Raw genomic sequence first — 14,000 nt, 5'->3', positions numbered from 1 at the left:
AGGGTCGTCATGCACGGGCCTCCGCCGTGTGTGCCGCCAGTTCCCGGGCCCGCGTGCGCGCCCAGGTCTCCGCTTCGAGGACGTCCGCGACGGTGAGGGAAGTTCCCGCGCTCGGGGTGCCGTGCTCCTCCACCACCCGCGTCACGGTCTCCATGATCCCGTTGAACGGCAGCGCGCCGGCCCGGAAGGCCTCCACGCACTCCTCGTTCGCCGCATTGAACACCGCGGGCGCCGTGCCCGCGAGCCCGCCCACGTGGCGCGCCAGGTTGACGGACGGGAACGCGTCGTTGTCGAGCGGGAAGAACTCCCAGGTCGACGCCTTGCTCCAGTCGAACGTGGGCGCGGCGTCGGGGACGCGCTCCGGCCAGCCCAGGCCGATGGCGATCGGGCCGCGCATGTCGGGCGGGGTCGCCTGGGCGATCGTGGATCCGTCGGTGAACTCAACCATCGAGTGAACATACGACTGGGGATGCACGACCACCTCAATGCGGTCGAAGGAAATGTCGTAGAGCAGGTGCGCCTCGATGACCTCCAGGCCCTTGTTGACGAGGGTCGCGGAGTTGATCGTGATGACCGGGCCCATGGCCCAGGTGGGGTGCGCGAGGGCGTCCTCGACGGTCACGTTCGCCAGCTCGGCCTTGGTACGGCCGCGGAAGGGGCCGCCGGAGGCGGTCACCACGAGCTTGCGTACGTCCGCGCGCGTGCCGGACGCCAGCGCCTGGAACAGGGCGGCGTGCTCGGAGTCGACGGGGATGATCTGCCCGGGCTTGGCGAGGGCCTTGACCAGCGGGCCGCCCACGATCAGGGACTCCTTGTTGGCGAGCGCGAGGGTGCGGCCCGCCTCCAGGGCGGCGAGGGTGGGCGCGAGGCCGATGGAGCCGGTGATGCCGTTGAGGACGGTGTGGCAGTCGGAGGCGGCGACCTGAGTGGCCGCGTCCGGGCCCGCGAGGATCTCGGGGAGCGGCTCGCCCGTGCCGTACCGCGCCTGGAGGGCTTCCCGCAGCGCCGGTACGACGTCCTCCCGGGCGACCGCGACGGTCCGCGCCCTGAGCCGGTGGGCCTGCTCGGCGAGAAGGGCGACCCGGCCGCCGTTGGCGGACAGGGCGGTGACCCGGAACCGCTCGGGGTTGCGCAGCACGAGGTCGATGGCCTGGGTGCCGATGGAGCCGGTGGAGCCGAGGATCACCACGTCCTTGGGGCCGTCGCCCGCGAGTGGGTCGTAGACGAGGTGCGGGTCGGCGAGAGGGGCTGGACTGTCGCTCATTCCCCCATTGTGGCCGCAAGGGTCGACGGGGAGGACAGGGCATCCCCGTCCGGGAGGTAACAGGATGGTGAGGGATCGCTGCGGGCAGCGACCCCTCACCGGGCGGTCACCTGATCGGGCGGTGCACGTTCTCCCGTGCGCTGGGGCCCGGTGTCGCGTCCGCGATCCACACGCCGCCGTCGTCCGACGGGTCGACGATGCCGCTCTCCAGCCACTCGTACGTGCCCGACATCACGCCCTTGACCACCTTGCGGTCGAGGTCGTCGGTGTTGGACCACAGGCGGCCGAAGAGCTCCTCGATCCGCAGGCGGGACTGGCGGCAGAAGGCGTCGGCGAGCTGGTAGGCCTCGCGGCCGTGTTCGCCCCGGGCGCGCAGGTGCTCGGCGCGGACGCAGGTCGCGCTCATGGCGAACAGTTCGGCGCCGATGTCGACGACCCGGCCGAGGAAGCCCTGCTTGGTCTCCATGCGGCCCTGCCAGCGGGACATGCCGTAGAAGGTGGAGCGGGCGAGCTTGCGGGAGGTGCGCTCGACGTAGCGGAGATGCGGCGAGAGGTCGACTCCGCGCTTGAACTCGCCGTAGGTGTAGGGCAGTTGGCCCTGACCTGCGACCAGCTTCGGCAGCCACTTGGCGTAGAAGACGCCGGCGTTCGCGCCCGCCTTGGCCTTGTCCTGGAGGGACTTGCCGGGGTCGATGAGGTCACCGGCGACCGAGAGGTGGGCGTCGACGGCCTCGCGGGCGATCAGCAGGTGCATGATCTCCGTCGAGCCCTCGAAGATGCGGTTGATGCGCAGGTCGCGCAGGACCTGTTCGGCGGGGACGCCGCGCTCTCCGCGCGCCCGTAGCGACTCGGCGGTCTCGAAGCCCCGGCCGCCGCGGATCTGGACGAGTTCGTCGGCGATCGTCCAGGCCATCTCGGAGGCGTACAGCTTGGCCAGGGCGCCTTCGATGCGGATGTCGTTGCGGTCCTCGTCGGCCATCTGCGAGGCGAGGTCGGTGACGGCCTCCAGGGCGAAGGTGGTGGCCGCGATGAAGGAGATCTTCGAGCCGACGGCCTCGTGGTGGGCGATCGGCTTGCCCCACTGCTCGCGCGCCGCCGACCACTCACGGGCGATCTTCAGGCACCACTTGCCGGCCGCGACGCAGGACGCGGGGAGCGAGAGCCGGCCGGTGTTGAGGGTGGTCAGGGCGATCTTCAGGCCGGCGCCCTCCGGTCCGATCCGGTTCGCCGCCGGGACGCGGACCTGGTGGAAGCGGGTGACGCCGTTCTCGATGCCGCGCAGGCCCATGAAGGCGTTGCGGTTCTCCACGGTGATGCCGGGCGAGTTGGTCTCCACGACGAAGGCGGTGATGCCGCCCTTGTGCCCCTCGGACTTCGGCACGCGGGCCATGACGACGAGGAGGTCGGCGACCACGCCGTTGGTGGTCCACAGCTTGACGCCGTCGAGGATGTAGTCGTCGCCGTCCGGTACGGCGGTGGTGGCGAGGCGGGCCGGGTCGGAGCCGACGTCCGGCTCGGTGAGGAGGAAGGCGCTGATGTCGGTGCGGGCGCAGCGCGGCAGGAAGAGTTCCTTCTGCTCGGGGGTGCCGAACAGCTTCAGCGGCTGCGGTACGCCGATCGACTGATGGGCGGAGAGCAGCACGCCGATCGCGGGGCTGGCCGAGCCGGCCAGGGTCAGCGCCTTGTTGTAGTAGACCTGGGTGAGGCCGAGGCCGCCGTACTTGGTGTCGATCTTCATGCCGAGGGCGCCGAGTTCCTTGAGCCCGTTGATCACCTCGTCGGGGATCCGGGACTCGCGCTCGATCAGGGCGCCGTCGACCTTCGACTCGATGAAGTCCCGCAGCTTGGCTAGGAACTCCTCGCCGCGCTGGGCGGCCTCGTCGGTGGGCATCGGATGCGGGTGGATGAGGTCCAGGCGGAAGCGGCCGAGGAACAGTTCCTTGGCGAAGCTGGGCTTGCGCCACTCCTGTTGCCGGGCCGCCTCCGCCACCTCGCGTGCCTCACGCTCACTGACGGTGGGTTTGGTGGGTGCTGCGGACATGAGGCTCACCTCGCCGCGAATCGGGATCTTGGGCCGTTTGGTTACCGACGGGTGCTACTCGATCGTATGTACCCGATTACGGGCGCCCCCACCACCCCGCGCGCGTCCGTTCAGCCGATGTTGGGTGTACTTTCCCTCGCTCCAGGGTTTGTTGTGCATGAAGAAAGCTGTCGAAGCGCTTCGATAACCTATGGACACCCACGCGCGCCAGAGCTACTGTCGAACCACCCTCACACCCGTCCCTGTTCACCCCGCGCACTGTCGAAGCGCTTCACAAAGCTTGGAGAGCGGATGGTCACCCTCGCCGAGGTCGCCCAGCACGCCGGAGTCTCGGCGAGCACGGTGAGCTATGTCCTCAGCGGCAAGCGGTCCATCTCCACGACCACCCGGCAGCGGGTCGAGCGGAGCATCCGCGAACTCGGCTACCACCCGAACGCCGGTGCCCGCGCCCTGGCCAGCAGCAGATCGAACATCATCGCGCTGATGGTCCCGCTGCGCACCGACATGTATGTGCCGGTGATGATGGAGATCGCCATCGCGGTGGCCACCACGGCCCGTACGCACGGCTACGACGTCCTGCTGCTCACCGGCGAGGAGGGCCCCGACGCCGTGCGCCGCGTCACCGGCAGCGGGCTGGCCGACGCGATGATCCTGATGGACGTCCAGCTCGACGACGAACGGCTGCCGCTGCTGCGCGGCACTGACCAGCCGTCCGTACTGATCGGGCTGCCCTCCGACACCACCGGGCTGACCTGTGTCGACCTCGACTTCAAGGCGACGGGGGCGCTGTGCGTGGAGCATCTGGCGAAGCTGGGGCACCGCGACATCGCTGTCATAGGAGAGGCCCCGGCCGTCTACGAGCGGCACACCGGTTTCGCGGAGCGCACGCTCGACGGACTGCGGCTGCGGTCCCAGGAGCTGGGGATCCGGCTGCTGCACCGGCCCTGCGAAGGCGGCTACGACGCGATGGCCGTCACCCTCGCCCGCATCCTCGACGAGCGCCCGGGCACCACGGGGTTCGTCGTGCAGAACGAGTCGGCGGTCGAACCGCTGCTCGCCCTGCTGCGCCAGCAGGGCCGCGCCGTGCCCGAGGACGTGTCGGTGGTCGCCATCTGCCCCGACCAGGTCGCGACCCAGGCCTCGGTGCGGCTGACGTCGGTCTCCATCCCCGCGCAGGAGATGGGCCGGCACGCCGTGGATCAGCTCGTCGCCAAGCTGGACGGGCGCGGCAGCGACGAAGTCGTGCTGATCGCACCCGAGTTGACGGTCCGGGCGAGTTCGGGTCCGGCGCCGTCCGCCGCCCACTGACCGCCGCACCACCGTGCCCTCACCGGGCACCCCCATGTCTGCATTCGCTGCCCTCCTGAGGAGCACACCTCGTGAACCAGCCTGCCGAAAACCAGCCCCTGTCGGGCGCGGTCAGCCTCGCGCAGTCGTCCCCGACCATCGGCACGTTCCGCGAGCGGGACGGCGCGCTGGAGTGGAGCGGCCGTCAGGAGACCCTGCTGATCGAGCCGTGGGGTCCGGACGCGGTCCGGGTCCGCGCCCGGCTCGGCGGACCGATCCTCGACGGACTGCCGGGCGCGCTGCTCCAGTCCGCGCCCGCGACCGAGTCGACCGTCAAGGTCGAGGACGGCCTGGGAACCCTGACCGTCGGCGCGCTGACCGTGAAAGTCAACGCCGAGGGCCTGATCCGCTTCCTGCGCACCGAGGACGGCACGGAGGTGCTGGCCGAGGAGCGTGCGCATTTCTGGTGGCCCGGCTCGCGCCTCTACACGGCCGTCGGCAACGGCCACCACCGCCTGGAGCAGCGCTTCGCCGCCTACGAAGGCGAGAAGCTGTACGGACTCGGCCAGCACCAGCACGGCAGGTTCGACCAGAAGGGCCTGGTCCTGGACCTGATCCAGCGCAACGCCGAGGTCGGCATCCCGGTGCTGTCGTCCAGCCGCGGCTACACCCTGCTGTGGAACAACCCGGCGATCGGCCGTGTGGAGCTCGCGCACAACGGCACCCGGTGGGTCGCCGACTCCGCCCGACAGATCGACTACTGGATCACCGCGGGCACCCCGGCCGACGGCCAGCGCCGCTACAGCGCGGTGACGGGCCGTACGCCGATGCTGCCCGAGTGGGCGGCCGGCTTCTGGCAGTGCAAGCTGCGCTACCGCACCCAGGACGAACTCCTCGCGGTGGCCCGGGAGTACAAGCGCCGGGGCCTGCCGATCTCGGCGATCGTCTGCGACTTCTTCCACTGGACCCACCTCGGCGACTGGAAGTTCGACCCGGCGGAGTGGCCCGACCCTGCGGCGATGGTGCGCGAGCTGGACGAGATGGGCATCAAGCTCGTCGTGTCCGTGTGGCCGTCGGTCTCCCCGCTCTCCGAGAACCACCAGGTCATGGAGCAGCGCGGCTACTTCATCGGCACCCAGTACGGCCCGATGGCGCACGCCGACTGGCCGGACAAGGAGGTGGCCTCGACTGTCCAGGTCGCCTTCTACGACGCCACCAACCCCGACGCCCGCGGGTTCCTGTGGTCGAAGATCAAGCAGAACTACCTCGACCCGTACGGCATCACCGCCTTCTGGCTGGACGCCTGCGAGCCGGAGCTGAAGCCGGGCTTCGCCGAGAACCTGCGCTACTGGGCGGGCCCCGGCCTGGAGGTCGGCAACAGCTACCCCGCCGAGAACTCCCGCGCCTTCCACGAAGGCCTGCTCGCGTCCGGCGAGGAGGAGATCGTCACCCTCAACCGCTCGGCCTGGGCGGGCAGCCAGCGCTACGGCGCCGCCCTGTGGTCCGGCGACATCGGCACCGACTTCCCGACCCTGCGCCGCCAGATCGCGGCCGGCCTGAACACGGCGCTGTCCGGCATCCCGTGGTGGAACACCGACATCGGCGGCTTCCACGGCGGCGACCCGGACGATCCGGCGTACCGCGAGGTGATGGTCCGCTGGTTCCAGTTCGGCGCCCTGTCCCCGCTGATGCGCCTGCACGGCTTCCGCGACCCGGGCATGCCGCTCGGCCCGACGATGACCGGCGGTCCGAACGAGGTGTGGTCGTACGGGGAGGAGGCCGGCGCGATCATGGAGAAGTACCTGCGGCTGCGCGAGCGTCTGAAGCCGTATGTGCTGGACGTCATGCGCGAGGCCCATGAGGAGGGCCTGCCGGTGATGCGGCCGCTGTTCCTGGAGTTCCCCGACGACCAGACGGCCTGGTCGGTCGACGACGCCTATCTCTTCGGCCGCGATCTGCTGGTCGCCCCCGTGCTGGCGGCGGGTGCGACGGCCCGCACGGCGTATCTTCCGGCGGGCGCGAGCTGGACGGACGCGTGGACGGGTGAGACGTACGAGGGCGGTACGACCGTGACGGTCGACGCCCCGCTGGACCGCCTCCCGCTGTTCCTGCGGGACGGGGCGCGGCTGCCGGTGGCGGACTAGCCGCCTCCGTCCAATTTCCGTTCACCGCAAGTCAGTTCGACGAGATAGGTTCCCTGCGTGTCCTCGTCTCCGCTCGCCCTCACCCTCGCCAATCTGCTGCTGCGCCCGGCCCTGGGCTCCCGCCGCGACCCGGACCGGGTCTTCGACCGGATCGCCGTGGAGGCCGGGGAGGCACCCGGTGACCGGCAGTTCGTCGACGAGTTCCGGTCCCTGCTGGGCTGGTGGGCAAAGGCCGACGATCTCACGCCGGTCGGCTGGCAGTCCGCGCAGGCGCATGTGCGCCGGCAGCTGACCAACCGGGCCCGCGTCCGGCGGCTGATCGCCGAGCACCCCGAGATCGAGCGGGAGCCGATCGAGAAGCCGGTGTTCGTCGTGGGCCTGCCGCGCACGGCGACCACCGTCACCCACGCCGTCCTGTCGATATCGGACGAGCACCGCTGCCCGCTGCTGTGGGAACTGCTCGCCCCCGACCTGGAGCTGCCGCCCCGGCAGCGCAGGAAGGCGATCACGACCGGCCGCCGGATGGTCCAGGGCACCGACCTCTTCGCGCCGCGCTTCCGCGACATCCACGCGATGGTGGCCGAGGGCCCGGAGGAGTGCACGTTCGCGCTCCCGCACGCCTCGATGCCCCTGGCCCAGGCCCGTATCCCCGAGTACCAGGCGTGGCACCGCGAGCGGGACTTCGTCGACGACTACCGGTACCTCAAGCAGGTCTACCAGGTCCTGCAGTACGGCCGTCCGCGGCGCCGCTGGATGCTGAAGTCCCCCATGCACCTGGAGAACCTGGACGCCCTGCGCACGGTGTTCCCCGACGCCACGATCGTGTGGTGCCACCGGGACCCGGTCACCGTCGTGGCGTCCTTCTGCAGCCTGGTCGAGCACGGCATGGCCATCAGCGTCCGGCCCCTCGACCTGGCCGGTATCGGCGCCACCTGGCTCGATCTGCTGAGCCGGGCCATGACGCGCGCTCTGGCGGCCCGTGCCGCCATCCCCGCGCAGCAGTTGGTGGATGCCCCCTACTCCTGGCTCGGCTCCGACCCGGCCACCGGTGCCCCCAAGCTCTACGCCGCCGTCGGCGCCCGCTGGACCGAGTCCGACGCCGCCCGCCTCCCGGGGGCCGTCGCCCGCCCCAAGGGCGCTCGGCGCCACACCTACGACCTGACGCGCTACGGCCTGACCCGCGCCGAGGTCGAGTCGGCCTTCGCCGACTACAACGCGCTGCGGGCCGAGGTCGACCGCGCCTGAGGCGGCGACCCCGGCCCTGATGGCACGTCAGCTGCTGCTGACCGTCAGGTTGTTGGTGTTGAAGTTGAGTCCGCCGGACGACGAGGTGATCTCGTAGCCGAACTGCACGTCACCGATGGTCTCGTTGCTGGACATCCAGCCCTTGGTGTAGGCGAGCCACTGGAGGACCGGCTTGATGTCCACGGTGCCGGAGTTGGAGTCGGACGTCCGCAGGAACGAGAACACCTCGTTGTGTCCGTTGGTGCCCTTGTAGACGTTCCAGTTGTGGCCGCCGAGATTGACGTTGCCCTCATAGCCGCCGAGCGGGCCGACGGCTCCGTTGTAGTTCACCCAGAGCATGATCTCGTAGTCGTAGTCCGTGTCCCAGATGTCGTACGACGTGTTGTACGCGCCGGACGACGGGACCGTGACGTTGTAGTTGCTGGTGAGGGAGCCGAGGGAGGCGATCGTCTTGTTGATCACCTTCTTGGAGTTGGGGTAGGACTTGATGCCGCCGGTGTTGGGGTGGTTGGCCCAGACTCCCCAGTTGGTCCCGGAGTTGGCCCAGACACACTGGCTGCCGGCGCCGGAGCCCCAGATGTTGTTGTAGAGCGTGTAGCCGTTCAGGCTGGTGTTGCCCCACTGGTCGCAGGAGTTCCAGACGGCGGCCGAGGCGGGGGCGGAGGCGAGGCCGACGGTGGCGCCGAGGGCCATCGCCGGGGCCAGCACGGCCATCGTGAGCTTGCGCAGTGCGCTCTTTGCCATGGTGTCCCTTTCCATGGGTGGGGGGAATTGCGGGGAACTGTGGGGGGTTACCACGTCCCCGGAGGGAGGACGTGGTCTTCTCCGGCGACGAGGTCGAGCGGTCGTGCGTCGCCGGTGGAAGTCCTGAGTTCGATGCGTACGGTGCGGGACGGTCTGAGGACGGCGATCGCGCCGTCCGGCGTCCAGGTCAGGTCGACCTCGGCGCCGAACCGTGTGCGCACGCCCCGCAGGCGGCCCTGCGGGAGGGTGGACGGCAGGGCGGGCAGCAGGACCAGCCGGTCGGGGGTCGAGTGGACGAGCATCTCGATCAGTACGGCGGGCAGGGTGTGCGCGGCGTCCGCGTTGTAGACGTCGCGGTTCGGGTAGTGCGCGCTCATCAGGGAGGCGTGGAAGAAGTCGCCGCCCAGGACCTGGTCGAGGGCGTGGGCGACCCGCTCGCCGTCCCGGAGGCGGGCCGCGATCAGGGCGTGGTGGAGATGGCCGTGCGCCGAGTCGTTCTCGGCGCCGCGCAGTTCGAGGGCGCGGTGGGCGGCCGCGGCGAGGCCGGGGGTGTCGTACGGGGTGATCTCGTCGAGCGGCCAGACGCCGTACAGGTGGCTGAGGTGGCGGTGGTCGTAGGAGTCCCGCAGCCCGGGCCAGGCCCATTCGGCGAGGGCGCCGTCGTCGTTGATCCGGTGCGGCGCGAGACGGTCGGCGAGGGCGCGCCAGCGGTCGGCTTCAGAGGTGCCCGGGTGGTACCGGGCGGCCGTGAGCAGCGCGTGCCGGGCCGCCGAGAGGTCCATGGCCGCGTTGACGGTGCCCCAGCTCGCGTTCGCGGGACGGTTCTCCGGCGAGTAGGAGGGGACGACGATCACGTGGCCGTCGTCGTCGGTGCGGGTGAGGAAGTCCTCGTAGAAGCGGGCCACTTCGGCGAGGGCGGCGGCGGTGCGCGGATCGTGTGCGCCCCGGGTGTCGTCGTGGTCGACGAGGGGCTTGAGGAGCCAGTCGGCGCCCGCTGTCCACAGGTGCAGGGGGTACTCGCGGCTGAAGTGGTAGATGTGCCCGGACTCCCCGTCGGTGTGGGCGGGCGCCAGCACGCCGCGGGTGCCGAAGATCGTGCGGGCGTTGTCGCGCCAGTGCTCCAACTGGCCGTGGATGAGCGCGGCGTGGGCCTCGGTCACCTCCGGCAGGGCGGCTGCCGCCGCGGAGGCGGTCTGGAGGTTGAGGTTGGCGTCGGTGGTGAACGCCCCCGACCAGGCGGTGTTCCAGTCGCCGGTCCACAGGCCGGTCAGGCGGGGCGGCAGCATGCCGGAGGCGGAGAGCAGGTGGTAGCGGCCGGCGGCGAAGAGGCGTTCCAGCAGTGCGGGGCTCTTCGGGCGGCGGACCAGCTCCGAGCCGGGCAGGGCACGCTCGTCCTCGTCGCCGCCGAGGTCGAGGCCGGCGCGGAGGTAGGCGGTGCGGTGCAGGGCGGTGTGCCGGGCCAGGAGCGGGGCGTACGGGTCGTCGTCGGCGTCCTCGGGCAGCAGGGCGCGCAGGGCTCGCGCCTCGGCGAGGACGTCCAGCTCGCCGGTGTGGCGCTGCACGCGGGTGAGGAGGAGCAGCGAGCGGGCGCCCTCGATCCGGATGCCGGGCAGGGAGGTGTGGGTGCGGCCGCCGGTGACGAGGGCGAGGGTGACGCCCGTGTAGGAGCGGTCGCTGCCGGGGTAGCGGACGCGGAGGTTGAGGAGGGCGCCGTCGGGGGTGCGCAGGGCGCCGTGGCCGACCGCCAAGTCGTAGGGCGCGCCGGGGAGTTGGTGGTCAAGGATCACGTCGGTGGTGAGGCCGGGCTCGGTGACGCGGTGGACGATGACGTCGTCGGCGCGGGAGACGAAGGCCTCGCTGAGCAGGCCGCCGCGCCGGGTGGTGATGACGCCCGTGGCGAAGTCGACCTCGCGGCGGTAGTCCCCCGGCGCCTCGCCGTCCGGCCGCCGCAGCCGTATCTCGAAGGCCGGATGGAAGGGCTGCACCCATTGCAGTCCCCGCCCGTCGGTGAAGCCCTCGGCGGCGGTCACGTCCCCGGCCAGCAGCCGGTCCTGGAGGTGCGGGAGGCCGGCGGCGAGGGCGGGCGGACGGGTGTGCGCGTCGCCACCGGGGCGGACCAGGGTGTGATGGTTGACGATGACCCGGTCGACGTTCGGATCACCGAACACCATGATGCCGTGCCGGCCGTTGCCGCTCAGGAAGGCGTCCTCCCAGCGCGCGGCGGGCGCCGGCTCCCAGGTGCCGTGCACCGGCCCGCTCATGAGGCGGCCTCCAGCACGGCGACGCCGTACCGCTCCAGCTCCACCCCGTCGGTGACCGTCGCGCCGGTGAGCAGGTCTCGATGGCGGCCGGGCACCGGCACGGTGACCCCGTCGCGCCCGTGGTTGAGCAGGAACAGCAGTCCGCCGCGCCGTACCGCCTCCACCCCGGCGGGCAGCCCGGCGAGGGTCGGTCGTACGCCCGCCTCGGCGGCGATGTCGGCGAGCAGCGTGCGCAGCGCGTGCGGCTCGGGGAGGGTGGAGACGTACCAGGCGCGGCCCTTGCGCAGGACGGCCGGGAGCCCGTCCAGCTCGCCGCCCTTGTACGGGGTGAACGCGTCGACGTCGTCGGCCGCCTCGATCTCCTCGGACCACAGGGTGCCGTGGAAGCCCTCGACGTCGGCCGTCTCGCCCGCGTCCAGCGGCCACCACTCGTGCAGCACCCGGATGCCGAACAGGTCGCGCAGCCGGGCGTCCATGCCGCCCTCGCGCACCCGGTCGTCCTCGTCGGCGATGCCGGTCTGGAAGCCGCAGACGAGGGTGCCGCCGCGCTCGACGTGGCCGACGAGGTTGTCGATCGCGGCGTCCGTCATCAGGTAGAGGTGCGGGACGACGACCAGCTTGTAGGCGGACAGGTCGTGCTCGGGGTGGGCGAAGTCGGCGACGGTGTGCGCCTCCCACAGGGCGCGGTGCCAGGCGCGGACGACCTGCGGGCAGTCGACCTCGGAGGACGGCCGCCCGTCCTGCTGTCCCGCCCACCAGGCGTTCCAGTCGAGGAGTACGGCGACCTCGGCGGCGTCGACCCGGGTGCCCGTCACCTTTTCGCTCAGCAGGGCGAGTTCGGCGCCGATCCGCTTGACCTCCTGGAAGGTGCGGCCCCGCTCCCCCGCGTGGCTGACCATCCCGGAGTGGAACTTCTCCGCGCCCTGCCGGGACTGCCGCCACTGGAAGTAGCAGACGGCGTCGGCGCCGCGGGCCACGGCCTGCAGGGACCACAGGCGGTTCAGGCCGGCGGGCTTGGGATGGTTGACCCCGCGCCAGTTGACCGGCCCGGCGGCCTGCTCCATCACCATCCAGGGACCGCCGCGCGCCTGCGAACGGGTCATGTCGTGCACCAGGGCCCCGTACTGCCCGCCGAACGGATCCCGCGGATCCGGATAGACGTCGATCGAGACGACGTCCTCGTGCCGGGCCCACTGCCAGGCGTCCAGCCCCTGCCACACCGCCATGAAGTTGGTGGTCACCGGGATGTGCGGGCTGTGCCGGGCGACGATGTCCCGTTCGGCGAGACAGCACTCCATCAGCGCGTCGGACGTGAACCGCTTGAAGTCCAGGACCTGTGTCGGGTTCTTCATGTAGTGCGCCCGGCGCGGCGGCAGCACCTCGTACCAGTCGCCGTAGCCCTGGCTCCAGAAGGCCGTCCCCCAGGCCTCGTTGAGCGCGTCGAGCGTGCCGTACCTGGCCTGGAGCCAGCGGCGGAAGGCGTCCTCGGCCTCGTCGCCCCAGTCGTAGGTGCAGTACTCGTTGTTGATGTGCCACATCCGCAGCGCGGGGTGGCCGCCGTAGCGGGCGGCGAGGTCCTCGGTGATGGCGGCGGCGTAGCGCCGGTAGGTGGCGCTGGAGTGCGAGAAGTGCTGCCGGCCGCCCCACCACTCGGTGCGGCCGTCCTCGTCGCGCGGCAGCGTCTCCGGGTGCAGGCGGCCCATCCAGGGTGGTGGCGAGGAGGTGGGCGTGGCCAGGACGACACCGATGCCGTTCTCGTCCATCAGGTCCATCAGCCGGTCCAGCCAGCCGAACTCCCGCTCCCCCGGCCGGGGTTCGAGTTTCGACCAGGAGAAGACGCCGAGGGTGACCGAGTTGACCCCGGCCGCCTTCATCAGCCGGACGTCCTCGTGCCAGGTCTCCTCGGGCCACTGCTCGGGGTTGTAGTCGCCGCCGAAGAGGAGGCGGCCGCGGGTGGCGTCGCTCAGGTCGGGCATCAGACGGGCTCCCCATACTGCACGCCGCGCCCGTTGGTGGCGACGTAGACACGGCCGTGGATGCGCGGATCGCCGGCGATGGCCGCGCCGATCCAGCCCCACTGGTGCCGGTCGTCGTTGATCCGCACCCAGCTCTTCGCCTCGTCGTCGGAGCGGTACACGGCGGTGATGCTCTCGGTGGAGCCGACCATGTAGACCGCCGGGTAGGAGGCGCCCGGCGCGGCCTTGCCGAAACCCAGCGTGTACGAGGCCCGGCAGCTTGCGACCTTGGTGAAGGCGGCGCCGCCGTCGGTGGAGCGGTACAGCCCGTTCCCCTTGAGGCTCAGCCACAGGTCGCCGGACCGGCCCGGTGCCACGGCGAGCTGGAACTCCTTGTCGCCGGAGCTCAGTCCGGTGGCCCGCGCGGCGAAGGTCAGGCCGCCGTCGGTGCTGGCGTGGAGGGTGCCGGTGGCGGTGTCGAAGGCGTAGAAGGTGCCCGGGTCGACGGGGTCGGCGACCGGGGTGGCGCCCTTCGGGAAGGAGGTGACCTCGGACCAGGTGGCGCCGTTGTCGGCGGAGCGATGCGCCGGATGGGTGGTGCCGTCCCAGTGTACGAAGGACCACAGCAGCACGCTGCCGTCGGCGTTGGTGGCGATCGGCCCCGGCGCGTCCTTGGCGATGGCGGGCTGCGCCTCGAACGGCGCCCAGGTCTGCCCGCCGTCGTTCGAGTAGGCGCCGTTGCCGTTCTCGCCCCACCCCGCGCGGACGACGTAGGCCGGCTTGGCCGCGGCCTGCGCGAGCCCGGTGGCGGACCCGAACACGGGATTGGCGGCCATACCGCGCGAGGGAGACGCGGTGAGCGACTCGTGGTACATCACGCCGATGTCCCCGTTGCCGCTGATCAGATGGGCCTTCCCGGTCGGCGGCGAGAGGAGCTGACGGACGGACGTCTCCTCCAGGCCGCGGATCTGCGGGGCCCAGTGCTTCAGGTCGCGGGTGCCGTAGATGGTCGCGCCGGTGCCGTAGACGACGTGCCGGGAGTCGAACGGGTCGAGACCG

The 14,000-nt window shown here is 71.3% G+C and carries 9 protein-coding genes; 3 read left to right on the top strand and 6 right to left on the bottom strand.

The annotated features are described in order from the left end of the window. Positions 1-7: 7 nt before the first annotated feature. Both dxr and ACP4J3_RS37955 read right to left on the bottom strand, forming a co-directional pair. Complete coding sequence (dxr, locus tag ACP4J3_RS37960; RefSeq protein WP_426540881.1) at positions 8-1,264, bottom strand: 1-deoxy-D-xylulose-5-phosphate reductoisomerase; 1,257 nt, start codon at positions 1,262-1,264, stop codon at positions 8-10. A gap of 106 nt (positions 1,265-1,370) precedes the next feature. Further along, positions 1,371-3,305 (bottom strand): acyl-CoA dehydrogenase family protein, encoded by a 1,935-nt coding sequence (locus ACP4J3_RS37955; RefSeq protein WP_426540880.1) that lies wholly within the window; start codon positions 3,303-3,305, stop codon positions 1,371-1,373. Positions 3,306-3,596: 291 nt separating this feature from the next. Between ACP4J3_RS37955 and ACP4J3_RS37950 the strand changes: the two genes are divergently transcribed. From ACP4J3_RS37950 to ACP4J3_RS37940, 3 genes are all read left to right on the top strand, one after another. Continuing rightward, positions 3,597-4,613 (top strand): LacI family DNA-binding transcriptional regulator, encoded by a 1,017-nt coding sequence (locus tag ACP4J3_RS37950; RefSeq protein WP_426540879.1) that lies wholly within the window; start codon positions 3,597-3,599, stop codon positions 4,611-4,613. Between the two features lie 71 nt (positions 4,614-4,684). Next, positions 4,685-6,736 carry a glycoside hydrolase family 31 protein gene (locus ACP4J3_RS37945; RefSeq protein WP_426540878.1) on the top strand — a complete coding sequence of 684 codons (2,052 nt, stop codon included), beginning with the start codon at positions 4,685-4,687 and terminating at the stop codon, positions 6,734-6,736. 57 nt (positions 6,737-6,793) lie between these two features. Further along, the gene (locus ACP4J3_RS37940) at positions 6,794-7,981 is read left to right on the top strand and encodes a sulfotransferase family protein (RefSeq protein WP_426540877.1); all 1,188 of its coding nucleotides are present in this window, start codon (positions 6,794-6,796) and stop codon (positions 7,979-7,981) included. A gap of 27 nt (positions 7,982-8,008) precedes the next feature. Here ACP4J3_RS37940 and ACP4J3_RS37935 read toward each other — a convergent pair whose 3' ends face one another. The 4 genes from ACP4J3_RS37935 to ACP4J3_RS37920 all read right to left on the bottom strand — a co-directional run. Continuing rightward, positions 8,009-8,725, bottom strand: a complete 717-nt coding sequence (locus ACP4J3_RS37935; RefSeq protein ID WP_426540876.1) for a glycoside hydrolase family 12 protein — start codon at positions 8,723-8,725, stop codon at positions 8,009-8,011. A 47-nt stretch (positions 8,726-8,772) separates the two neighbouring features. Continuing rightward, positions 8,773-10,986 (bottom strand): glycosyl hydrolase family 95 catalytic domain-containing protein, encoded by a 2,214-nt coding sequence (locus tag ACP4J3_RS37930; protein WP_426540875.1) that lies wholly within the window; start codon positions 10,984-10,986, stop codon positions 8,773-8,775. Continuing rightward, positions 10,983-12,962 carry a beta-galactosidase gene (locus tag ACP4J3_RS37925; protein WP_426540874.1) on the bottom strand — a complete coding sequence of 660 codons (1,980 nt, stop codon included), beginning with the start codon at positions 12,960-12,962 and terminating at the stop codon, positions 10,983-10,985. Before ACP4J3_RS37925 ends, ACP4J3_RS37930 begins: the two co-directional genes overlap by 4 nt. Next, positions 12,962-14,000 (bottom strand): WD40/YVTN/BNR-like repeat-containing protein (locus ACP4J3_RS37920; RefSeq protein ID WP_426540873.1); only part of this gene is annotated, 1,039 nt, incomplete at its 5' end. The genes ACP4J3_RS37925 and ACP4J3_RS37920, both read right to left, overlap by 1 nt.

This window comes from Streptomyces sp. UG1 (assembly GCF_049974585.1).
Lineage (GTDB): Bacteria > Actinomycetota > Actinomycetes > Streptomycetales > Streptomycetaceae > Streptomyces.
Note: the sequence above shows the minus strand (reverse complement) of the source record. Positions and strands in the feature narration are given on the sequence as shown.

Bases quoted from the DNA above. Each gene is read 5' to 3' on its own strand.
- dxr (WP_426540881.1), bottom strand. From the start codon at position 1,264: ATGAGCGACAGTCCAGCCCCTCTCGCCGACCCGCACCTCGTCTACGAC.
- ACP4J3_RS37955 (WP_426540880.1), bottom strand. From the start codon at position 3,305: ATGTCCGCAGCACCCACCAAACCCACCGTCAGTGAGCGTGAGGCACGC.
- ACP4J3_RS37950 (WP_426540879.1), top strand. From the start codon at position 3,597: ATGGTCACCCTCGCCGAGGTCGCCCAGCACGCCGGAGTCTCGGCGAGC.
- ACP4J3_RS37935 (WP_426540876.1), bottom strand. From the start codon at position 8,725: ATGGCAAAGAGCGCACTGCGCAAGCTCACGATGGCCGTGCTGGCCCCG.
- ACP4J3_RS37930 (WP_426540875.1), bottom strand. From the start codon at position 10,986: ATGAGCGGGCCGGTGCACGGCACCTGGGAGCCGGCGCCCGCCGCGCGC.
- ACP4J3_RS37925 (WP_426540874.1), bottom strand. From the start codon at position 12,962: ATGCCCGACCTGAGCGACGCCACCCGCGGCCGCCTCCTCTTCGGCGGC.